This window comes from Paenibacillus sp. DMB5 (genome assembly GCF_001517085.1).
In the GTDB taxonomy this organism is placed as follows: domain Bacteria; phylum Bacillota; class Bacilli; order Paenibacillales; family Paenibacillaceae; genus Paenibacillus_AQ.
On record NZ_LRAC01000120.1, the window covers coordinates 377,595 to 399,150 of the forward strand.

A 21,556-nucleotide genomic window follows, 5' to 3' on the forward strand; every position below is an offset into this window, starting at 1 on the left:
ATCGCCAGCCCCGGATTCACTGCGTTATCTACAAACACACGGCCCGGGTACAACCTCCGCAAAACGGATAGCGCGGGAATATGCTGTTTTTTCCGGTTAAAAAATGGCTCTGCCGCCTTGAAATCATCGGGGAATATGTCCAATAAGTCTTTCACCATACTTCACTTCATACCTTTCTTTTCTTGAACAAGATATACAATAGAACAACTGCTGCCAACACAACAATAGCTAATGTTACTAGTGTCGGATAATTGATGGAAAAGCCAAAGTCACCTTGAAACAGAGTGTCTTTTGGAGGATCAGGTTTAACAGATAGACCATATTTATCTATTAGCTCAGCTTTCTTGTCCTCCGTCAGATTATTTACTGCAGTTTCCATACCATCTTCCTCTCAACAACTTGCTTTAGAAGTTAGAACTCAGAAATGTTCAAAATGTCTGAGTTTATCCGGATTACGGATTAGATAAATGTTGCGGATTAAATGTCCGGTAGTATGAAATAATGCAACAGAATCGATATGCTCTCCTGCACGGAAGATGACCCCGGTCTGGCCGTTGATCATGCTAATCTCGATCTGTACTCCCTCTTGCTGGTACAATTTATGAAAAGAACCAAAAAGAAATTTGGACACGGCATCGCGCTGTGAGATTGGGCGGACGGCAGCAAATACTTTGCCTCCCCCATCTGAAATGAGCACGACATCATCAGCCAGCATGGAAATGACCTGCTCTGTATTATCCTGCTCAAGTGCGGCGAGGAAGCGGTGAACCCAGATCTCTTTATCACTCTCGATGACATCCGGCTCTTCTGCACCGGTGCCCATTTTCACCTTTGCGCGGCTAAACAGCTTCCGGCAATTCACTTCGCTTTTACCGATGATCTCGGCGATTCCACCGTACTCGAGACCGAGAGCCTCGCGCAATACGAATACCGCACGTTCTGCCGGTGACAGCTTCTCCAGCATTACCAGGACTGCATAGGACAGAAGCTCATCACGGACTATGAAATGAAGCGGATCCGACTCCGCAGTGGGGATGGGTTCGGGAAGCCACTCACCGACATAATATTCCCTTCGTCTGCGTGCCGATTTATACAGGTCCCGGCAGCGGTTTACGACCATTTTACACAAATACGCCTTTGGCTCTTCGGCCAGGCCAGCCGGGTTCACATTGTAGACTTTGAGAAAAACGTCTTGTACGGCGTCTTCCGCATCGGACCATACCCCCGTCATTTGATAAGCCAGCGTAAGCATTAATTTTTTGTACTGGCTGTATAATTCCTCTATCTCCACCACCCCCTTTTTCTGAATCCCTACCGGTTAAGGCGTCAGCATACTTGCTGTATCCCAAGTATACTTTTTAATCTTCCAGCTCAATTTACCTGTGATCACAAAATCGAGTCCCCATTTGTTCACCCAGGTTAATCCTTTATCGGGACCTAGTCCGATGCTGAACAAATTCATATAGCTTTCATGGACCGGCGCCCGGCGCCCCTCAAGATCTGCTAATATAATTTTGGCAAGCCGGGCCGCCTGGGGAATTGCTTCTTTACAGGTCTTACCGTCGACATGGCCGCTAACCGGGTCTACGATTCTGGCGCAGTCACCGATACTGTATACACCTGGCATACCCGCTACCCTATAACTGTTGTCTACCTGTACATACCCTTCGGAGGTGACTGGCAAGCGGAGCGTGGGCAGCATGGGATTGGGCTGCAGACCGAGCGTCCAGATACATAAACCTGCAGTCCGGCTCTCACCATCTGATAACCATATTACCCCATCCTGTTCTTTCATTACACGTTTATTATGCAGAGTATTTATACCGTTCTCTTGAAGGAGTTGTTCCAGTCTTAATCCTACTTTGACTGGACCTTCCAGAAAGAGACGCTCGTGTGCATTATACAGGTCAATTTTTACGGCTTTAGGGTCAAGTCCCAGCCGCTCTGCATCCTTGCGGGCGTAGTAAGCCAGCTCTGCCGCAGTCTCCATACCACTAATTCCAGCTCCCGCAATGATAATTTGCAGTAACCGCTCGCGTTGGCTTGCTTCATTTTCAGCAGCTGCTTGTTCCAGATTAGAAAGCCATTTGCTGCGGGTTTTCTGAGCATTTTCCAGTGAAGTGAGCGGAATTCCGCCCTGTTCAGGATCAGGCTGCCGGATCACACTGCCCGCTGCTACAATGAGCACATCATAGCTCATCTCATGCTCCACTCCCGAAGGATTCACATACATCAGCTTCTTTTCTTGCGCATTGATGTTGGATACGATGCCCTGCATCAAGTCAACACCGTCCGGAAACAGCTTAGTCAGTGGAACTCGTATATCTTCATTTGTAACGGCCGGTCTAAACATTAATACTTTGCGCAGATGGAAATCATTTTTATCAATCATGACAAGCCGCAGCGGATACTTCCCTGCCTGATCCTTGAACCATTTCCGGATTTCCTTCACGGCATGAATCCCCGCATGCCCGGCACCGATAACAACACATGTCAATGTTTTCATACAATCTACTCCTTCTGTAGTTTGCATATAGAACGAGACAGCCGCTTTTTTTGTGACACGGAATCTGAGGGGATAAAACAACATCATAAAAAAGAGCCTTATAAATTCCAAGGCTCTTTGCTTACTCTGTATTATCATTTCAGTACCGCAGCACCAGCACAAACCGCATCCCCTCCGCATACGCCTCACCGTAAATATCCCCGTCCATCTTGCGCATCAGCTGGCGGCAGATGAACAGGCCCAGGCCGTTGCCCTGCTTGCCGGCGCTGTTCGAGCCACGCCAAAAGCTGGCGAAGATATGCGGCAGCTCGGTGACCGGAACGGGAGTGCCAGTGTTCTCAACGAGGATCAGCTGGCGGTAATCTTCTTCCCGGAAGGAGATTCTTATTAGCGAGCCGTCCCCGTATTTGATCGCATTCTCCAGCAGGTTGTCCATAACCTCCAGCAGCTTATCCGGGTCTCCAAGCAGCAGCTTGTCTTCAGGTACAGCCACTTCAAAACGGATTTTGAGCAGTTCAAGACGTTCCTTGTAATGCCCCGCCACCCGCCTGATCCAGTCTTTCAGGTAAAATTCCGCTACGTGCACCTCTGTCTCCTGCAGAGTGGATACGGATGCGGCGATGATGCTGCTGATCATCTCCTCAATCTGTCCGGCCTTTTGGCCGATCAGGCTGGCGGATGCCCTCCGCTTGTCTTCGTTGTCATAGAGTCCCTCCGCAAGCGCACTGGAGTACAGCTTGATCGCTGCGACCGGTGTTTTGAGCTCATGGGACAGGGAGGCGATCAGGGTCTGGCGGTCTTTTTCCAGCCGCAGATTGGTCTGCTTCTGCCGGTCCAGCGTCTCGCGCAACAGGTTTAGCCCCCAGACGAACTTGCCAAAAAACCTGCTTTTACTCTCCTTCATGTCCTGAGTCAGATTGCCTTTGGACAATGCATAAGGAAGCTCCTCGATCGTATGGAACGGCCTGATGATCTGTTTGCGGATATACATAAGCAGGCCGCAAATGGCGGCAAGTACTGTACCAAGCAGAATGACCGTCAGCAGAAGCAGCGGTGAACGGCTTGCACCGGACGAATACTCCAGGCGCAAATAACCTGCCGGCTCACCTCCACGGTATATAGGCTTAACGGTATACTCAGCATTGTTCTGCACACCTGTACCGTCAAATAATCCGCGTACAGCCTCCGGCTCCGCATTCCATTCCAGCCAGGCAGCATTTCGCACGTAAGTGTATCTCTCCAGCTTAAGTTCACCGGGCTCACGCCCGTCACTTACCTCCCGGGTAATCCGGTTGACCTCAATCCGGTATGTTTTGTCTCCTGAGTCTCCTGCCAGCTTGAAGCCATAGGCGGTAAACAAAGCAATCACCGCGATACCGATACCTATCGTGCAGAGAATCAGCCGGTCAAACCGTTTCATACTTGTAGCCCACTCCCCACACCGTTACAATCCGTTTCGGCTGCTTCGGATTAAGCTCAATCTTTTCCCGCAGCTTGTTAATATGTACTGTTAATGTAGACGGCTCACTGAAGCTGTCCGCTCCCCACACCTGCTCGAACAGCCACTCCTTGCGCAGCGCCTTGCCCCGGTTATTCAGCAGCAGCACCAGCAGCTCATATTCCTTCATTGTCATGGACACCGGAGCTTCTGCCAGAAACACCTGCATGGAGGAGCGGTTGACCAGCAGGTCGCCGTCTGTCAGCAGCTGCCTGTTGTCATTCATCTCATAGCTCCGGCGCATATGTGCCTTTACTTTGGCGATCAGCAGCTGAATGGTAAACGGCTTTTCCAGATAATCGTCTGCCCCCAGCTCCAGCCCGATGATCTTGTTGTCATCCCCGTGCCGGGCACTCATGATCAGAATCGGCAGATTGTATTTTTCCCTGGCTAACCGGCACACGGCAAAGCCGTCGATCCCGGGCAGCATTATATCGAGCAGCAGCAGCTTCACCGCCTGGCTGTCCAGAAGCTCCAGGCCCTCTTCCGCGCTGCATGCTGCCGCTACAGTGTAGCCCTCCGCCTCCAGAAAATCCCGTATAACCGCTGACAGCTCCAGATTATCCTCAATTACCAAAATATCAGCCAATGCCATCCCTCCCTCCTGTATCTTTCTATATCTCTATGGCAGGTCAAGGCGACAATCAGCCGACATTAATTCCCGCGCCTACCAGCCCTGCTCCATCAGCCACTCATTCAGCCGGCGCTCCCTCTCCCTGACGCCCTCCGCCTCAGCGAATTTGCCTAGCTTCAGCTCGCCCTGGATATTGCCGTCAACCATATACAGAACCTTATCGGTCTGCGCGGCTACCTTCACATCATGGGTGACGATCATGATCGTCGTACCTTCCCGGTTGATCCGGCACAGCTCCTCCATCACTTCCTTGGCGGCTTTGGAGTTCAGTGCTCCGGTCGGCTCATCGGCAAACAGCATCCGGGGTGCATTGATCAAAGCCCGGCAGATGCAGGCCCGCTGCAGCTGTCCGCCCGACACCTCGGCAATATCATGTCCGGCAATTTCGATGATCCCAAGCTTCCGCATCAGCTTGTCGGCATACTCGTTGATGTCACTGCGGCTGCGGTTATCTCCTTTGCCCTTAATCGCCTGATAGCCCGATAATATGATATTATCATAGACCGACAGGTTGCCGAGCATATACATTTGCTGAAAAATAAAACCCATCTCATGCAGCCGGACCTCTGCGATCTCATTCTGCGTAAGCCGTGACAGCTGCCTCCGGTTAAACAGCACCTCTCCCGCAGTCAGGCGGTCCATCCCGCTGACCGTATAGAGCAGGGTAGATTTGCCCGAGCCGGAAGGTCCCATGATCGACACAAACTCTCCCTCATGCAGGGTAAAATTAATATTCCGCAGCACATTATGCTGGCTTTTGTTCACGATATAGGTTTTGCACAGATTGGTAACTTCAAGTATGGTACTCATCGCTTCATTCCTCCTGATTATTCTTTATTCATATTCCAGACGTGAATGTGTTTAATTTGTCCGCAGCTGGTATATACCGCTGTTACCACTACAGCCAGAATGATCAACGGGTACAGCACGTAAACCTGCAGCGGCATAATCTGAAAGTGAAGCTCGGTTAGCCCGAACATCCGGAAGACGAAGCCGAACAGCCGTTCACCGAGAATATTGGCACCCAGCACCCCTATAATCAGCGAACCTGTCAGCAGAATCATTATCCGCAGCACCTGCCACAGCCGGATCAGCCCGTCTGTGAAACCAAGGCTTTTCATAACGGCAATGCCCTGAATCTCCTTGCTGATGAGCAGCCGCACAAATAGGCTTGTAATAAAAAAGATAATCAGGCACACAATGACCGTTAGCAGGCTGATGACGCTTTTCAGCTGACCGATAAAGCCGCCGATGACCTCCTTGAGCATTTCATCAGCAGTCTTGATTTCATACTGGCTGAATAACTGCTTCATCTCTGCCGTTATTGCTGCCTTGTCCTGATCCGGTGCATTAATCATGCCGGTAATCATATAGGACGTTGTCATCTGCGGGTAGAAATCCCCAGCCAGCCGGACCATATAGCCTTCATTAGAGATGGCCTGAAAAATACCGGTGATCAGGAAGGAATACTGCTGACCGTCTATCTCAAATACAATGTAATCACCAAGATTTTTGTGATAGACCTCTGACATAATGCTGGTAATCGCTATTTCATTAGCCAGCTCAGGTGCAGTTCCCTGCAGATACTCAAGATTGGCCGCAGGCTCGTTTTTCGTTCCGGATATACTTCTGTTGCTCTCACCGTCATCGGATATATACTTTGTCAATGCCGTGTATTCCAGTGAAAGCTCCACATCGAACTTCTGATCCTTAAACTGCTGCTCTACCTTCGACAGCTCCTCGCGGATTTCACTCAACGGTAAATCAGCCACGACGGCTTTCGTATAGAAATCCGCTTCCGTTGTTCCCAGATAGCTTATGAATTTCGGTGTAAGAATCGTATTAGTCAGATTGATAGGGATAATGATGATAGCTGCGCTAAGAATAAAGGTGATAATCAGGGTGGTATAGCTTTTCAGACGGCTCACAACATCGCTCATTGCCATAAACAGCATTGGATGCAGCCGCTTGCTGCGGTGAAGATGGAACCTGCGTGAAGGCTTAAACCTTTCGCCGGTATGACCCTGTCTGATCGCGTCGATTGCAGAGGCTTTATTAATTTTGCGCATGCACAGGACACAAAACAGCAAGGTCAGCAGAACAATTGCTATTGCGCTCATAATGGAAATGATAATGTTGGCTATACCGCCGGGCAGGATGATATATTCTGCCGTTTTGCGGGACATGAGGGCACTCAGCGGAAAGCTGCCGATCAGCCCGACGGCTCCGCCAATCACAGCAAGGCCTAAATATTTGGCCAGGTACAGTCCCTTGATTGATCCGTTCTTGAAGCCGATGGCTTTCATCACGCCGATCTCACGGTATTCATCCTGCAGCGTAGATACAATGGTAAATCTCAATGTCATAAAAGCGATGAAAATCAGAAACAGGCTGATTACAAACAGCATGGCGGAAATAATCTGATCAGTCAGGAAGGAAGTCTTTACAAGCCCCTTGTCTACCTGAAAATTCGCCTGCAGATCCTCCTTGGCAAAAGATGAAGTTACCGCTGAAGACTCCACTCCTTTAGCTGCCACAAAACTATACTGCACCGAGATTGCTTCCTCAGGTAATGCGCTCTGAATATCAGCAAAATCCTGCTGTGAAAGGATCAGCCGCTTCAGCCCCATCAGGTCGGCTCCCAAAAAGGCGTCTTTGAAAAACTCTGTTACTTTAAAGCTTTTGGAGATACCGTTAAAATTCATAGTGATGATGTCGCCAAGCTCCATGCCGGTAGCATTTCTGATGCTTACCGGTATGCCGATCTCGCCTGCATCCAGCTTGAACAGCTGATCGTCCTGGCTGAAGATCAGATTAACTTTGTCAGGCACCGTCGCCAGTGTAAGCACCAGGTTGCTTGAAAATCCGTTCCGGCCGGCTGGCAGCTTAATCTGCTGGCTGGTTACACTGATCTGCGGCTCGGAGTATACCTCACCGACGATAGCCTGATTACGGGCCCAGTCTTTTATCTTTTGCCTGTTCTCAGCTGTATCGGGAATGGTGACACTGTGATCCGCGACATTGCTCTTGTCGATAAAATACCCGATGGCCGATGAGGTGGTATACATCAGGTTTGTTCCGCTCGCCACCAGGGCTGTAGCCAGTGTGATCAGCACGAGCAGTACGATATTCATCGTTTTTTTGCGGCGCAGATCCTTTTTCAGAATGTTCAGAAACACGCTTCGTTCCCCTTTCTCATATCCTCTGAAGTGATTATAATGGGGAAGTTATTAAATAATCCTTAACTGGGGGGATATTGTCTATGGAGACGGATTTGAGATACCCGATTGGCCCGTTTGAGTATGAGGGTGAGATTACCGTAAGTGTTACCACTGCGTGGATCAAGGAAATTGAAAAATTGCCGGGACTATTGCGGGAGGCTGTAAAAGAGTTGAATAATGAACAGCTGGATACTCCGTATCGTCCGGGCGGATGGTCACTGCGGCAGGTTATCCATCATGTTGCAGATAGTCATATGAATGCTTATGTACGGTTTAAGCTGGCTCTGACTGAAGACAAGCCGGTAATCAAGCCATATGAGGAGGCAAAATGGGCCGAGCTGCCGGATTATGCCCTGCCGGTTGAGCCGTCCCTTTTGCTCATTGAAACGCTGCATCAGCGCTGGGTTACCGTTTTGCGTGAACTGACTCCTGCCGATCTGGAAAAGACCTTTATCCATCCGGAATCCGGTGTAGTTTCATTAGGCAGAAATATCGGCATTTACGCCTGGCACGGCAAGCATCATCTTGCCCATATTACCTCGCTGTGCAGCCGCATGGGCTGGTAAAATAACCCCAATACAGCTAAAAAGCCTGCCAGGGAAAAAGGACTATCATTCTGACCCTTTCTCCCGTGGCAGGCTATATGTGTTACTGCTGTTTCACAAATTCATAAAATGCCAGTGCCTGCTCCCAGTCTGTAAAGCCGGCCTGGGCCAACTTGTCGCTGCCGCCGCCTTTGCCCCCGAAGCCGCCGAGGTGCTCCTTAAAGAACGCACCGCAGGACAGCCCGGCATTTCCGCTCTGCGCGAACACCAGCTTATTCTCGGCTGCTGACAGCAGCAGTACCGGCAGATCAGTTAGCGCAGTCAGTTTGACCGCAAGACTCTGAAGATCCTTGAGTGATTTGTGTTCATATGTCTGCGCGATAATCCGGCTGCCCTGCTCCTGCGCCGCCAGCAGTTCGCCCGCTGCATAGCTGTCATTCTGCTCTTTTAGTGCTGTAAGCTCGGCATGAAGCTGCTTTTGTTCCTGTTCCATCTTTTCAATCCGGTCCAAAATCTCGTCCTTGCCGGTATTGAATTTGGCGGACAAGGCGCCAAGAATACGCACATTATCATTAAACTCGGCCAGTGCGCGGCTGCCGCACTTAAAGGTCACCCGGATGTTCCCCTTCTGCTTGTCCGCTCTTAGCAGCTTGATCATGCCGATAGCCCCGGTCGACGGGACATGAGTACCTCCGCAGGCATTATATTCAATTCCCTCGATTTCCACAATCCGGATATTCTCAGTCACTGTAGGCTGCTTCACCAGCGGCAGGCCGGCCAGCTCTTCCCCGCTCACGAAATAGCTGGTGATACTGCGGTTCAGATAAATCTGCCAGTTAACCTCGGCCTCCAGTTCCAGCAACCTGGCAGGTGACAGCTCAGTCAGTTCAACATCGATCGTCGCATAATCGGTTCCTAGGTGAAAGCTTAATGTCATTGCTCCGCACAGCTCACGGAACACCGCCGACAGCAGATGCTGCCCGCTGTGCTGCTGCATGTGATCAAATCTCCGTTCCCAGTCCAGCTTGCAGCTGACTTCAGCACCTCCGGGAAGGCTCTCCACCTTGTGGAACACTTCGCCCCCCTCAAGAATGACATCCAGCACGGGAATACCGCTGATGGTGCCGGTATCGCAAGGCTGTCCGCCGCCGTGCGGATAGAAGGCTGTCTGCTCCAGGACAAGATACAGCCCGTCTTCTTTTTCCTCAATCCGGCTGACCTTTGTTTCCCAATCCCGGATAAAAGCTGATTCATAATATAATTTATCAGTCATTTGTCTGCTCCGCTCCGTTTCTGTCTACAGCTCCGTCTTCGGCTGGTCCGAAGAACCGTTCCATAATGATATAGTCTTTACCGCCCTTAATAAATGAGTGCCCCGTTGCAGCCAGTCCGAACTTCTGATAGAAAGGCGCTTTATTGCTCCGTGCATTGCAAAAGATTCTCCGGACACCGCGATGCTCCGCCGCCTCAAGCACATGCTTAAGCAGCCTGCTGCCATATCCTTTGCCCTGCTCCGATTCGAGAGTGGCGAACTTGCGAAACTGCGCTTCATCACCATCTACGAATAAAGAAACTGCGGATATTAGCCGCACACCCTCGAACAACCCGTAATGCTCCCCGGCATCATCATCAGCCAGCTTCACATAATCCAGCTCACGCTCCGGCCACATGACCTCATGCCTTAACTGCCATGCCTGTTCCTTCGGTATGAACCTTATGTCCATATTCCCACCTCTAACTCGATCTGTTTAGTGCATCGTATCCCATATCTGTTTGCCGATCAAGATCACCGTTACCGCAATGAACAAAGGACGGATATATCCCGCTCCCTTGCGGATCGCAACCTTTGAGCCGAGTATTGCCCCGATAACCATCGGTACTCCAAGCACCAGACCATAGGAGTAGCTGACCGAGCCCAACGCAACGAACGTAAGCAGACTGGAGATGTTGCTGGCAAAATTCAGCACCTTGGCATTTCCGGCTGCCGTCACGAACTCAAAGCCCAGCATCAGAAAGGCAAAGATCAGGAACGATCCCGTGCCCGGACCGAAAAAACCGTCATAAAACCCGATAATCAGAGCGACCAGCATGCTGGTCAGACGCGTTTTTTTGCTGCTGCCGGAGAAGGTGGATACATCGCCCCACGATTTTTTAAAAAGCGTATAGACCGTAATCACCACCAGCATCACGATGACCAGCGGCTTCAGAAATTCTGAAGGCACCTGCCGGACAGTGAAGGAGCCAGCGACCGCCCCGGCAATAGAGAAAGGTATTAACAGCCTGATGAGCTGAAAGTTGATTTTACCGGATTTAATAAAGGAAGCCGTACTGGTAAAAGAGCACATCGTGCCTGCCAGCTTGTTCGTTCCAAGCAGCAGATGCAGCGGTATGCCCGCCGACAGCAGCGCTGGAATCGAGATCAGTCCGCCGCCGCCCACTACAGAATCAATAAATCCGGCCAGAAAGCCACAAACCACTAAAACGATTATCATTCCAGTACTAATATGATCCATCCCCGGCCTCCTGCTATGTAAACAATGAGTATTAACCTGTAATCTGGAAGGCTTGTGTAAGCTTAATCCCAGCCGTATTCCATAAACCATTCCCCGCGTCCAAAGGCATCCAGCGCTTTTGTCATGAATGGTAGTGCATTGTCCGGGAGCCTATCCATATCAAACCAACCTAGGTCATCACACTTATCCGGCTCCATATTGCTCACTTCACCCGACCACTCCTCAGCCCGGAAGAAAAAATCAATCCGTTCCGCGTCCGCTGTCTTAATATGCATTGTCCCCAGCATATGCAAATGTGCCGGATCAATCCGCACCCCGGTTTCCTCCCGCGCTTCACGGATTGCCGCCATTTGCAGCGTTTCCCCACCGTCCAGCTTCCCGCCCGGAAAACCGTAATAACCGTCCATATGTCCTGTATTGAAGCGTCTAAGCAGCAGCACCTGGCCGCCCTGGACCAGCATGATATGTACAACACTGAGCATCCGGAATTCTGCCATATTAGTTCTAGTCCTCCCACGTAAAATAAAAAAAGAGCAGCAGGATCATCTCCTGCCGCTCCCTTAAATCCGTTTGATGCAGTAATTACTTATAAGAATTCTGTTCATTCTTCTTATAAGTTGTCTTGTCATCGCTAAGGGATTCCTTGCGGATGTCGAGCTTCTTCTGCTCCATCTGCTGTGCCTGCTGGCTGGTAACTGCCGCATGATCCAGCTCATCCACAGTGTTCATCAGGTTCTTATCCGGTTTGGCGTGATCTGTCACTGCGCTGCCTCCTTAAGGTAACTAAAAATCGGTTCACCTTATTGTGGCAATGAACAGCCCGGATTATTCGGAATCCACGTTGTGATAGACCTGCTGAACATCGTCGAGCTCTTCAAGAGCATCGATCAGCTTCTCGAATTGGGCCTGCGCATCTTCCGGAATCTCCACATAATTCTGCGGCAGCATGGTAAGCTCGGCTACGGTGAAGTCGGTGATGCCGGCTCCGCGCAGTGTTTCCTGCACAGCATGGAACTGGTCAGGCTCGGCGTATACGATAACCGCCTCGTCCTCTTCCAGTACATCGCGCACGTCAACGTCGGCTTCAATCAGCAGTTCCATTACTTCTTCAGCGGATTTGCCTTCAACACCGATAACCGCTGTCGGATCAAACATATACGTTACTGATCCGCTGACACCCATGTTCCCGCCGTTTTTGCTGAATGCGGAACGGACAAGCGGAGCCGTACGGTTCACGTTGTTAGTCAATGCATCAATGATGATCATCGAGCCGCTCGGGCCGAAGCCTTCATAACGCAGCTCCACATAGTTTTCGTCGCCGCTTCCTTTAGCTTTTTCCAGGGCACGATCGATAATGGCCTTCGGTACATTATAAGTTTTGGCGCGTTCCAGAACGACCTTCAGTGCACGGTTCGATTCCGGGTCCGGTTCGCCTTTCTTCGCTGCTACATAAATCTCAACGCCGAATTTGGCGTAGACCTTACTTGTATTGGCATCCTTGGATGCTTTCTTCTCTTTAATATTATTCCATTTACGGCCCATAGTGTTCGACTCACTTTCCAACATAAGTTATAAACAGTCCGTTATATTATACCTCTCTTGGGACGATCCCGTAAAGAGCACCGGAGCTCTGTTTAGAAGTCCAGCAGCGCCAGCACGCGCTCTTTGCCAAGTGCCTGAACGAGTACAGGAACTCTTGGACCCTCCGGCTGCTGCAGAATCAGTTGATAAAGAATAGTAAACAGCCGCTTCTGATTACTTCTCATCGTTTTTTTGTCAGCATCGTGACAAATAGCGTATACCTGCTGCATGGATTCTGTTTCACCGGAAAATCCGCTGCGAAGCAAGCCGCAGAATGCCATAACCCGCTCCTGTTCAGCAGCCTCAAGTGATTGGTACAGTATCCGGTCCGGGCTGCTGTTCACTGTTATCAGCTTGTGCGGGGCATAATGTCTGATCCAGTGCTCAGCCCGTTCTGCGGTTTGCCGGAATAATTTCTCTTCGCCGGCTTGCACGCCATCCTGCTTAAGCAGTTTTTGCAGCAGCCCGCTGTCCCAGTTTAACAGCGGCAGCAGGGCCGCAATCTGGCTGAAGCCCGGTATTTCCGGGTCTGCGGGATTTCTTAGGGCCAGTTCAAGAGCCGCACGGATATCCTCACTCTCCAGCTGCCCCGCAGCATAAGCTTTGCGGAACCGCTCGAATTCCGTATAGTTCCGCAGTACATCCTCATCCAGGCCGATGCTGAAGGCCGCATCCGGCTGATATTTGGCGAACATGAACAGGATCGGCTCCGGCCCGTATACCTTCAGCAGATCATCCGGCGTATAGCCCCGGCCTGACGAGCTGGACATTTTGTCTTGGCTGCCCTTGATGCTGATGAACTCATAGGGAACGTAATACGGCGGCTGGTTTCCGAATATTTTCTCCGCAATGACCTTGGCAACATTATAGCTCCCCGTCTCGGAGGAATGGTCCCGGCCGCCCGGCTCGAATACAACCTGCTCCATCCCCCAGCGCATAGGCCAGTCTATTTTCCAGTGCAGCTTAATGTTTGAGGCCTGCGGAACGTGCAGCGTATTGTAACAGCCGCATTTGCAGCTATAGATAATGTCCTCTGATTCCTCGTCAAAAGCGTGGACACAGGTCGTATCTTTTCCGCAACGCTCGCAATAGACCTGAATCGGATAAAAGGCTGCCCGTTCCTCCTCAGTAGCTTTGCTCGTTTTGAACATCATCAGAATGTCGTAGATTTCCCCTCTGCTGCGCAGGGCATGGAGTATGGCCCGGTTATATCTGCCCGACTGATACTCACGGCTCTGGTAGATAAATTCAGGAGTGATGCCAAAAGCGTTCAACGCCTGTTCAAACTCCTGTTCAAAGTGCTCCGCATAGGAAGTATGGGTGCCGCAGGGACAAGGGACTTTTGTATACGGCATGCCTATATACTGCTCATATGAAGCGTCCAGCTGCGCGGGAACCTTGCGGAACCGGTCGAAATCATCCCACGAAAAAATAAAGCGAACCTCCTTCCCGGCTCTCTGCAGCGCCTTAGTGACGAAATAAGTGGTGACAATCTCGCGGAAATTGCCGATATGAACCGAGCCTGACGGACTGATGCCCGATGCGCATACAAAGGTCTGGCGTTCCGGGTGTCTGCTGATCAAGTCATCTGCGATTTTTTGTGCCCAATGCATGTTAATAATCTCCTCTGCCCTGTAATAAAAACAAAAAAGCCCCCGCCTCAAGATTGTCATCTTGAGGACGGGAGCTGTCGTAAGCACCGTGGTACCACCTCTGTTCGCGGACATGTTGCCAGGCCCGCCTCTTCGGGTACGGCCATCACGCTTATACCCTAGCTCTGTAACGGAGCTCCCGTCATACCATCCTTGAGCGTTCAATTGCGCCCAATTCCATATGCAGCTCAGAGACTTTATTCGTCAGGCACATTGCTGCTCCTTTTCACCGGGCTGGAGCTCTCTGGGAACAATGTTTGCTTAACTACTCTTCTCATCATCGCTTTTCTTATCCAATTAAAACTATTTAAACATGTTTTGCGGTGCTTTTTCAAGCTTAAATTTCGGGCTGCATTTCAAACTACAACTCAATGAAAAAGATTTTGAATAAGCCTAAGTAACGCTTCTTCGCTGTGATATCACCAATAAAGGTGCTGCTGTCTTGAATGTTAGGCAGACTGAAAACAGAAAAGATTATGTAATTATCCCTCTCTGCAAGGCTCTGCACCAGCGGACGGACAACAGCCTGACTAACGCCATCCGGCAGTGATTGGCCCAGCATTTCCTGCAGATCATCAGCGGCATACTCCGCAAAATCATCAGTAGACGGATTAAGCAGTGCAAGCACACCCAACAAAATCACGAGCACAATGAACATATTTCTGATTCTTCCCGGCCTGGCCCTGCGCTCAACCTGCCGCTCAGCATATGGATCCATGTCATCCCTCCTCCAGTAACCATAACCCATTTGGGTATATATGTAAATGATGTCTAATTTGTGTTTAAAGCTTATTTTTGCTGATGGCTAGATGCAGGTATTCAATGGTGCTATTTTCTGCTAAACTGGCAACATTATTGTTAACGGAGGAGCTTTTACGGATGCTATCAAATGAATCATTTACGGCAGTATTATTTCTATTATTCACCATACTGGCAATCATCGTCTGGGTGGTCAGCTTTGTCGGCCGCAGGAGTGCTTCCGCCAGGAAATCCCGCAAGCGAGTCAACAGAATCTCACTACTCACAGTGGCTCTAAGTTTCGTTCTAGTAATTGTTACAGCACCGGGAACTTCACTTGTTGAGAAGGCTGCTTCCATACAGAATTTTTTCATATTAAGGGATTTCCAAGTGGCTGGCACTTTCATATATACCTCCAAAACAATGGAAGCCGAAGTCACCTCTGTCATCGACGGGGACACCTTCCGAATCCGGACCAACGAAGGAAATACTGAAAAAGTACGGATGCTGCTGATTGATACTCCAGAAATAGGAGAACAGCCAGAGCCCTATGCTCTGGAAGCGCGTGACTATACTAAAGAGCTGCTCGGAGGGCAAACCGTACATCTTGAATTTGACGAATCGGAGCGCGATCAGTACGGCAGGCTGCTGGCCTATGTCTATGTGGATGATCGGATGGTTAATGAGCTGCTGCTGGAGAAGGGGCTGGCCAGAGTGGCTGTTTTCCCGCCGGATACCATGTACGTAGCGGACTTTAGAGAGATTGAATCGAAGGCGCGTGAAGCCAAGCTCAGGGTTTGGAGCATCGACAACTATGTAACTAACAGGGGATTTAATGCAGATGCGGCTGCTTCTGGCCAGTAGTTCGTGAGTGGTTCTTAAAATTGATAGAGAATTAGATGGCGATTTTCCACTTAGCATGGTTAACAGGTTGTAGCAAGGTGCTGGCGGTTAACTTCCATTTTGCAAACACTCGGGATAACTGCACTTTATACAACTAAAATGCCAGTTTTTCCCCGGATTACGCTTATAAGTGTATTCTGTACAACTAAAAATCAGCAATATGCTCATTTTGGTTATTTCGGGCAAAAATAGTTGCACAAACTACAGCTAAACGCTGCAATCGCAGACTTTTTGGGTTTTTAAGTGTACGGAGTGCAGCTATTCTCGATAGCAGAGCTTCTAACAATAGCAAACTTAGTCCGGTACCGGCAAAATAACAAATAGGGATGTCCCGCAGCCGCTCAGGCAGACCGGAACATCCCTATTCTTTTTCCCTGTCCTAACTTGCTATTGTAGTCCTACACCCATACCTCATTCGCGGTCTCGATAACGAGCCGGATTTTGTCCCACTGCTCTTCCTCGGTAAGAATATTCCCTTCCTCGGAAGATGCAAAGCCGCATTGCGGGCTGAGACAGAGCTTGTCGATATCTACATACTCCGCCGCTTCGGCAATCCGCAGCTTCAGCTGCTCCTTATTCTCCAGCCCGCCATGCTTGGTAGTAACAAGGCCCAGCACCACGAACTGGTCTTTGATGAACCGCAGCGGTGCGAAGTCACCGGAGCGCTCGTTATCGTATTCCAGGAAAAAGGCATCCACCTGCGCCCCTTCGAACAGCGTCTCCGCAACCGGCTCATAGCCTCCGGCCGCGAACCATGTTGAACGCAGATTGCCGCGGCATACATGCAGCGCGATAGTCATATCCTCAGGCTTGTCTGCTATACTCTCGTTGATCAGCGACACGTAGTCCCTGGCCAATTGATCCGGATCAATGCCTCTGCTCCGCAGATGCGCACGGTGCCTGCCGCTAGACAGCGTTCCCCAGGTCGTATCATCAAGCTGAAGATAGCGGCAGCCTGCGTCATAAAAAGCCTGTATAGCTGCACGGTATACTGTAATAATATCCTGGAACAGCTGATCCCGGTCAGGATAAATCTCGTTTCCATTGTAATCCTGCACGAAATGGAACAGGGACGGGGCAGGTATTGTCATTTTGACCATCGTATCACCTGCCATTTGCTGCAGCCTGGTGAAATGGGCCAACATCGGGTGATCGCCGAATGCTATTTTTCCGGTAATCTTAAAGCTTTCAGCCCGTTGCGCGTTTTCCTTGGGCGAACTATTGCCTTGATTTAGAATGATTTTGTGTGTGCCTGTTATTCCCAGAAAAAAATCAAGATGCCACCATGAACGGCGGAATTCACCGTCAGTAACAGCCTTGAGACCCAGTGCCTTTTCCTGCTTCAGCAGTTCAGCAATTTCTCTGTCCTCAATCTCCTGAAGCTGTGCAGCTGTAATCTCACCCTGTTCGAATAAGCTGCGAGCTGTCTTGATGCCCTCACTGCGCAGAAAGCTGCCCACGATGTCATAGCGAAAGGGAGGGGCAGTTCTGGCGGAACCCGTAATTGGACTGATCATACGACCCTCCTGCTGTTATAGTAAGAACTGATTCATGTCAAAATAGCTGCTGGCGACCAGATCGTTCAGCAGATCAATATAAGCGGACATAATTTCACTCGGTTTACGGTCTTTGTGGGCAATCCAGCCGACAGTAAACACTTCATTACTCTCATAGGGAATGGTCACCACCCCGTTGCCGTTCAGATCGGAAGCCATAATGCCGGTCCCGATCGTGTAAGCATCGCTCCCAAGCAGCAGATTAGACAGGGTTGCCCTGTCCGTTACTTTAATGTTTTTCTCAATCTGAGTGAAGCTAAGCATTTCTTCCGAGAAATGCAGTGAATTGTTATCCCCCTGCTCAAACGTAATGTACGGAAACGGCAAAATATCTTCGAGTATAATAGACTCTTTGCCAGCCAAAGTATGCCCCGCTCTCACATACACATGCGGATTGGTATTGAACAGCGGCGTAAATTTGAGATTCCCGTCACTGAACAGCTTGTTCATCACCTTATAATTGCTCTCGTTGATGTACAGAATGCCAAGATCGCTGCGCAATGTGCGCACATCCTCAATAATTTCAAAGGTCTGTGTCTCCCGCAGGCTGAAATTATATTCTGCAAGCTCCCGCTCCTTCATCAGACGCACAAAAGCATCTACAACAAAGGCGTAATGCTGGGTGGATACGGAAAAATAAACCGGACTGCGCTTCTTGCCGGTGTACCGGTTCTCCATGAACTCGGTCTGCTCGATAATCTGCCGGGCATAGCCAAGAAACTCCATGCCTTCGGCCGATATGCTGATTCCCCGGTTAGTCCGTTCAAAAATAGTAATGCCCAGCTCGTTCTCCAGTTCCTTGATCGCATTGGAGAGACTGGGCTGCGACACAAAAAGCCGTTTGGCCGCTTCGTTCATCGAGCCGCTGTTCGCAATCTCAATTGCGTAGCGGAGCTGCTGCAATGTCAAACCTGTTCCCCCTCTTACCTAAGGCTGATGCCTGTACGAATCTGGCTTATAACTAGTAGAATACCTTTAATTCTGGTCCGATGTCTACTGGGTCCGCTTCTTGGCGGCGTCAATCTGGGAGGGATCAAGACCTTCCCAGATATTATCAATCTGCACCTGCTCCGGATGCTCGAATACCAGAAACGCCGTCGGCAGATAACGTTCGCCATATTGCGAGGACGGTTTGTTGACGATTTCGTTGTCCTTCACCAGCACTGTGGATGAACCTCCGTCCAGATTGGCAGCAATCACTGCACCATGCTTAAGCATGATCTGCTGGACATCATACAGGTTGGCCCCGATGCTATAGCCCGGCTGTCTGCCGTCAATGACAACAAACAGCAGCGCACCGTCAGCACGCTGGCCCATAGCCGTTCTCGGGGCGATACCCCAGCCTTCGGCTGCATTTTTGATCAGCCCTTTGCCGTTCACGATAATCCGCGGCTGAAAAGAAACGGCCTCCTGAACCCCAATCTTGCTCAGCTCTTCAAGCGAGTAATTGCCGGCAATCATTTCCCCTGTTTATCTAACCCGACAATTTGTGTTGAAGTCTTTCCCCCGAGCCCGTTATAAAAAAGCTTGCCCTGGGAGATCACAAGCCCGATCGGCTTAAATCCGTTGCCTTTCCAGTTCGGGTCAGCGAAGCCTCCACCGTTCACTCCGGCAATTGCACCGGTACGTGCTACCATGCTGGATACCTTTTCACCCGAGCCTACTTTACTAGGAATCCCCAGCCGCACTTTGGTAGGATCGTTAACGATCATTATGTAACCCGCATAGCCGGTTCCGCTGACCTTTTCAATTTCCACCAGCGGCTTCTCTGCCGGAGCTTCAGTATCAGCATCAGCTTCAGGTGCGGGAGTGCCAATGGTATGCGTATCCACCTCGTCCCCCATATTATCAAAGCGCTGATTATACTCCGCTACTCTGTTCTTCAGTTCATCTTCCCCGATAATATACTTTGCCATGTAACGGTGCTGTGTTGTTATTAGTGTGTCTGCTATCAAGTAACGAAAATTGTTGGCAGAGGGTGCAAAATACAGCCAGCCCATGCCAATGGTCAGCAGCAATAAACAGAACATAAACACTCTGGTAAGTCTGCGCAGAAAGCTTGCTTTTTTTCGTTTCTTTTTGACGGGTTTCTTCTTGCGGGCGCTTGAGCGCTGGGGTAATGATGAAGTGCTCACTTCTGGATTCCTCCCTGGTCTTGCCTGTCATGCAAAATGTGGCAGTCTCGTATTCTCCCATGATAGACGATCTTGTGCCGGCAAAGGTTTCAGTATTTTCACAATATCATCCATAATTTGTAACAACAAAAAAGCCCTCTTGATGAAGAGGGCTTAACTTTACATTATGTCTTCAATCTATCCATGCCTGCTTTTTCCGCCTCTGCGATTTGAACGGCCGCCTTGACCGGCTCCCCGGAAGCGGCGCCGGTTATGCTCCGGTTCCGTTCCCCGGTATGGAGCGGACCGGGAAGATTGACGGTAGCGGTATGATGCTGCCACAGCGATCAAAGCGACAATACTCAGGAGCAGAACGATAGACACTACCCCTTTACTTTGTGGAGCAGGCTCCTTGACTCTATCAATACCTTCACCGGGCACAGTTTCTTGCTTAGCTGTTACTTCAACTGCTTTATCAGCAGCTGCTTCTGTTGTTTCGGTGGCTGCTGCTCCGGCTGCTTCCCCGGATACTGCAGGACTGCGGTCAGCTCGGGCCAAGAAATAATGGTAGAAATCATTCGCCGCTGCCGTTACACCCGCTGCATACTTTTTAGCGGCAAATTGCGGCTCCAGCGACTTATTGAGGATATCCCCGATAAGCTCATTCGTCAAGGTGGTATCCACATCCCTGCCTTGCAGCACATGATAGTTGTCCCCTTCGATGTCAAGCACCACCATAACATCCCTGGTGCCGGCCCCGACTGAGGCATACTTGGCATAGGTGTAATCCTGCAGCGTTTTCCCGCCGGGATTGTTCACTGTTACAAAATAAATGCCGCTGCCGGTTGTTGTTTTGTAACGGTTGCTGGACTGGTTAAGATATAGTCTGGTAACCTGCGGAAGGACCCCGGCATTGTCAGCTACAAAATTCTGCATTCCGAGCGGCTCTGTCCAGACCCCGCCCAGGCTTTTAATCAAAGCACCGTAGGTTTTGCGAGCCCCGGCAGTATACTCTTTGCGGGCGAAATCCGGCTCCAGTGACTCGGCGAGGAGCTCCGACAGCATGCTGTCAGTCAGAGAGTTCTTCAGACCGTCACCCTGCAGTACCCAGTAATTGTCATCCTTGATTGAGAGCAGCAGCAGTACCCCTTTTTCTTTATCAGATGAGCCGATTCCCCAGGTGTCGAACAGTGTTCTGGCGTATTCCTCCATTGATGCTCCGCCGGTTGAATCCACTGTTACAAGAACCACCTGCGCTCCCGTCTCCTGATGGAGCTTCACGCCGTAGTTGACCATATAATTCTCTGCTTTCAGGTCGATAACTCCCGCAAAGTCATTCACATAAAAAGCATCCGTATGCTCCGGAACCGCCGGGCTGGCCAAGCTTACAGACGGTGGTAAAAGCATGACACTCAACAGTACAGCAATCAATGTTAACAAGATTCCTTTATGTTTCATCCGAATCCCCCTGCTTGTCTATTCTGGCTTTAACTAACATTGCCTCACTTGGTTTAATGCATTTTTACTCTACAACAACTGGTGTGAATGTTAGGTTTAATACTTGCTACGGTTCGTGTTCGTTTGGTGAAATGTTGGTACTTACTACTACTCTGCTAGCATTTGCGGGCTATCTGCTACTGATTATATGCTCGATCCTATTATTCATTACTAATATTAATCCAAAGAAAAATAAGAGTAGAAGGTTGTAGGAGGTTTGCCTTGCGGCCACGCGGGCCGAAATCAAAGGCATTTTTGCCTTTGATTTCGCTCATTCGGCTACTCGCGCCGGAATCAAAGGCATTTTTGCCTTTGATTTCGCTCATTCGGCCATTCCGGCCGAATCAAAGGCATTTTTGCCTTTGATCCCTCTCTTTCGCTCTCACCAAAGTAAATAAGACCCGCCTGGCATCTGAAGTGCATCCCTTAGAATAGACATTGGAATAAACCCCTGGTTTATCCGATGAAATCTAAGGGGTGCATTTTTATGGTGAAAAAAGGACAGAAGTTCACAACGTATCCATATGAGATGAAGCTTGAAGCTATACGCCTACACGTTAAAGAGGGATGGACCTATCGCAGAATCATGGAGAAGTTT

The 21,556-nt window shown here is 49.9% G+C and carries 22 protein-coding genes, 1 pseudogene and 1 other annotated feature; of the genes and pseudogenes, 2 read left to right on the forward strand and 21 right to left on the reverse strand.

From position 1 onward, the window contains the following. Nucleotides 1-166: 166 nt before the first annotated feature. The 7 genes from AWJ19_RS13935 to AWJ19_RS13965 all read right to left on the reverse strand — a co-directional run bounded on the left by AWJ19_RS13935 (nt 167) and on the right by AWJ19_RS13965 (nt 7,817). Entirely contained in the window at nt 167-379 is a 213-nt protein-coding gene (locus AWJ19_RS13935; RefSeq protein WP_068724555.1) for a hypothetical protein, read from the reverse strand. Nucleotides 380-418: 39 nt separating this feature from the next. Next, on the reverse strand, nt 419-1,291 hold the full coding sequence (sigJ, locus tag AWJ19_RS13940) for an RNA polymerase sigma factor SigJ (RefSeq protein WP_347231115.1): 873 nt from the start codon (nt 1,289-1,291) through the stop codon (nt 419-421). 27 nt (nt 1,292-1,318) lie between these two features. Then, the gene (locus tag AWJ19_RS13945; RefSeq protein ID WP_068724556.1) at nt 1,319-2,506 is read right to left on the reverse strand and encodes an FAD-dependent oxidoreductase; all 1,188 of its coding nucleotides are present in this window, start codon (nt 2,504-2,506) and stop codon (nt 1,319-1,321) included. Between the two features lie 139 nt (nt 2,507-2,645). Further along, nucleotides 2,646-3,926 (reverse strand): HAMP domain-containing sensor histidine kinase, encoded by a 1,281-nt coding sequence (locus AWJ19_RS13950; protein ID WP_082707880.1) that lies wholly within the window; start codon nt 3,924-3,926, stop codon nt 2,646-2,648. Next, nucleotides 3,913-4,593, reverse strand: coding sequence for a response regulator transcription factor (locus AWJ19_RS13955; protein ID WP_198536562.1), 681 nt, complete (start codon nt 4,591-4,593; stop codon nt 3,913-3,915). The genes AWJ19_RS13950 and AWJ19_RS13955 overlap by 14 nt, the downstream gene beginning before the upstream one ends. Nucleotides 4,594-4,671: 78 nt before the next feature. Continuing rightward, on the reverse strand, nt 4,672-5,448 hold the full coding sequence (locus AWJ19_RS13960) for an ABC transporter ATP-binding protein (protein WP_068724558.1): 777 nt from the start codon (nt 5,446-5,448) through the stop codon (nt 4,672-4,674). Between the two features lie 17 nt (nt 5,449-5,465). Then, a complete protein-coding gene (locus tag AWJ19_RS13965; protein WP_068724559.1) occupies nt 5,466-7,817 on the reverse strand; it encodes an ABC transporter permease in 2,352 nt (783 codons plus the stop codon). Nucleotides 7,818-7,900: 83 nt separating this feature from the next. On the opposite strand from AWJ19_RS13965, the gene AWJ19_RS13970 reads away from it, so the two are divergent. Then, a complete protein-coding gene (locus tag AWJ19_RS13970) occupies nt 7,901-8,425 on the forward strand; it encodes a YfiT family bacillithiol transferase (RefSeq protein WP_068724561.1) in 525 nt (174 codons plus the stop codon). 82 nt (nt 8,426-8,507) lie between these two features. On the opposite strand, the gene AWJ19_RS13975 is transcribed toward AWJ19_RS13970, so the two are convergent. The 9 genes from AWJ19_RS13975 to AWJ19_RS34790 all read right to left on the reverse strand — a co-directional run bounded on the left by AWJ19_RS13975 (nt 8,508) and on the right by AWJ19_RS34790 (nt 15,295). Beyond that, nucleotides 8,508-9,677, reverse strand: a complete 1,170-nt coding sequence (locus tag AWJ19_RS13975; protein WP_068724563.1) for an alanyl-tRNA editing protein — start codon at nt 9,675-9,677, stop codon at nt 8,508-8,510. Next, entirely contained in the window at nt 9,670-10,128 is a 459-nt protein-coding gene (locus tag AWJ19_RS13980; RefSeq protein ID WP_198536563.1) for a GNAT family N-acetyltransferase, read from the reverse strand. The genes AWJ19_RS13975 and AWJ19_RS13980 overlap by 8 nt, the downstream gene beginning before the upstream one ends. Nucleotides 10,129-10,152: 24 nt before the next feature. Beyond that, nucleotides 10,153-10,917, reverse strand: a complete 765-nt coding sequence (locus tag AWJ19_RS13985; RefSeq protein ID WP_068724564.1) for a TSUP family transporter — start codon at nt 10,915-10,917, stop codon at nt 10,153-10,155. Nucleotides 10,918-10,979: 62 nt separating this feature from the next. Beyond that, nucleotides 10,980-11,414, reverse strand: a complete 435-nt coding sequence (locus AWJ19_RS13990; RefSeq protein ID WP_068724566.1) for an NUDIX domain-containing protein — start codon at nt 11,412-11,414, stop codon at nt 10,980-10,982. 85 nt (nt 11,415-11,499) lie between these two features. After that, nucleotides 11,500-11,679, reverse strand: coding sequence for a hypothetical protein (locus AWJ19_RS13995; RefSeq protein ID WP_039873030.1), 180 nt, complete (start codon nt 11,677-11,679; stop codon nt 11,500-11,502). Between the two features lie 63 nt (nt 11,680-11,742). Further along, nucleotides 11,743-12,459: a YebC/PmpR family DNA-binding transcriptional regulator gene (locus AWJ19_RS14000; RefSeq protein ID WP_068724568.1), complete on the reverse strand. Its 717-nt coding sequence runs from the start codon at nt 12,457-12,459 to the stop codon at nt 11,743-11,745. 92 nt (nt 12,460-12,551) lie between these two features. Beyond that, nucleotides 12,552-14,111 (reverse strand): lysine--tRNA ligase, encoded by a 1,560-nt coding sequence (lysS, locus tag AWJ19_RS14005; protein WP_068724569.1) that lies wholly within the window; start codon nt 14,109-14,111, stop codon nt 12,552-12,554. Nucleotides 14,112-14,171: 60 nt separating this feature from the next. After that, nucleotides 14,172-14,440 (reverse strand) — a binding site (T-box leader). 71 nt (nt 14,441-14,511) lie between these two features. Continuing rightward, nucleotides 14,512-14,868 carry a hypothetical protein gene (locus AWJ19_RS14010; protein WP_068724571.1) on the reverse strand — a complete coding sequence of 119 codons (357 nt, stop codon included), beginning with the start codon at nt 14,866-14,868 and terminating at the stop codon, nt 14,512-14,514. Nucleotides 14,869-14,932: 64 nt separating this feature from the next. Then, a complete protein-coding gene (locus AWJ19_RS34790) occupies nt 14,933-15,295 on the reverse strand; it encodes a hypothetical protein (RefSeq protein WP_128083593.1) in 363 nt (120 codons plus the stop codon). On the opposite strand from AWJ19_RS34790, the gene AWJ19_RS34795 reads away from it, so the two are divergent. Further along, a complete protein-coding gene (locus AWJ19_RS34795; RefSeq protein ID WP_068724574.1) occupies nt 15,279-15,752 on the forward strand; it encodes a thermonuclease family protein in 474 nt (157 codons plus the stop codon). The genes AWJ19_RS34790 and AWJ19_RS34795 overlap by 17 nt on opposite strands. 437 nt (nt 15,753-16,189) lie before the next feature. On the opposite strand, the gene AWJ19_RS14025 is transcribed toward AWJ19_RS34795, so the two are convergent. From AWJ19_RS14025 to AWJ19_RS35225, 5 genes and pseudogenes are all read right to left on the reverse strand, one after another. Then, complete coding sequence (locus AWJ19_RS14025) at nt 16,190-17,308, reverse strand: 5-methyltetrahydropteroyltriglutamate--homocysteine S-methyltransferase (protein ID WP_068724576.1); 1,119 nt, start codon at nt 17,306-17,308, stop codon at nt 16,190-16,192. A 15-nt stretch (nt 17,309-17,323) separates the two neighbouring features. Next, nucleotides 17,324-18,256, reverse strand: coding sequence for a LysR family transcriptional regulator (locus AWJ19_RS14030; RefSeq protein ID WP_068724578.1), 933 nt, complete (start codon nt 18,254-18,256; stop codon nt 17,324-17,326). An 84-nt stretch (nt 18,257-18,340) separates the two neighbouring features. Then, a pseudogene (locus tag AWJ19_RS14035) lies at nt 18,341-19,347 on the reverse strand (phosphodiester glycosidase family protein). Nucleotides 19,348-19,659: 312 nt separating this feature from the next. Beyond that, entirely contained in the window at nt 19,660-20,919 is a 1,260-nt protein-coding gene (locus tag AWJ19_RS14040) for a TPM domain-containing protein (RefSeq protein WP_068724580.1), read from the reverse strand. 200 nt (nt 20,920-21,119) lie between these two features. Next, the gene (locus tag AWJ19_RS35225) at nt 21,120-21,284 is read right to left on the reverse strand and encodes a hypothetical protein (protein WP_157890009.1); all 165 of its coding nucleotides are present in this window, start codon (nt 21,282-21,284) and stop codon (nt 21,120-21,122) included. Nucleotides 21,285-21,556: the final 272 nt, after the last annotated feature.